This window comes from Fulvivirga lutimaris (assembly GCF_009711525.1).
Taxonomy (GTDB): domain Bacteria; phylum Bacteroidota; class Bacteroidia; order Cytophagales; family Cyclobacteriaceae; genus Fulvivirga; species Fulvivirga lutimaris.
Window position 1 is genome coordinate 1 of the sequence record NZ_SMLV01000060.1, and the last position, 945, is coordinate 945.

The 945-nt window shown below is 32.1% G+C and carries 2 protein-coding genes; both read left to right on the forward strand.

Annotated features, from left to right (window positions below; genetic code table 11):
* Nucleotides 1–325 (forward strand): tyrosine-protein kinase family protein (locus E1140_RS21175; protein WP_185153313.1); only part of this gene is annotated, 325 nt, incomplete at its 5' end.
* 16 nt (nucleotides 326–341) lie between these two features.
* Nucleotides 342–945 (forward strand): oligosaccharide flippase family protein (locus E1140_RS00175; protein ID WP_155177943.1); only part of this gene is annotated, 604 nt, incomplete at its 3' end.

The following is a 945-nucleotide window of genomic DNA, read 5'->3' on the forward strand; positions in this document are numbered from 1 at the left end:
GACAAAATATAATAATATTGATGTTATTGGCTCAATAACATCTCCATTGTCGCCATCAGAATTACTTTATGAGAAAGATTTCAAAACTTTAATTGATGGTTTAAGTGATCATTATGATTATATTTTCCTCGAAAGTGCCGCATTGAATGAATATTCTGACACAAAAGAGCTGCTCAATTATGTGGATCAGGTAATCCCAGTATTTTCGGCTCAAAATGACATTAAGCAGAACGATAAGGAGTCTATCGAATATTTCAAAAATTTGAATGGCAAGTTGTTTGGTGCTGTCTTAAATAGGATGAATCTAAAAGATATGGAAATATAATTCCTGCCTTTTCTCTATGGGTTTGGATAGGAAATTTATTTTTAAAGCGGGAAGCTATTCTTCATTAGAGTTAATTACCAATCAGGGGTTAGGTGTTGTCACTTTCTTTATACTGGTAAGGATTCTCACAAAAGAAGATTTTGGACAGTGGGCCTTATTCTTATCTTCTATTACCATGATAGAAATGGGACGAGTAGGGTTTGTTAAAAATGCTTTAATAAAGCATATGGGTCTTGAACCTAATAATCAAAAATACCGTTCAACTTCTCTTTTAATAGGGCTGTTAGTTTTTGTCTTATCAACGCTATTAGTGCAGTTACCATTAGCTTATTTTGTAGGTCCAATTTTGTGGAATGCACCTATTTTAAAAGATCTATTTCTAATTAATATTCCAGCATCATTCTTTTTAATCTTTTATAGCCACTACAAAAATATACAACAGGCTAAATTTAATTTTAAAGACAGTTGGTTGTGTGCATTATCAAGGCGTCTTCCAATGTTGATTGCCATTTTGTGTCTTGTTGGATTGGGTTTAAAGCCTAACTTAATAGATCTGGCATATTTACAATTAGGTTCAGTTTTTATTGCCACTATATTTTCATATTATCTAGTAAGAAAGC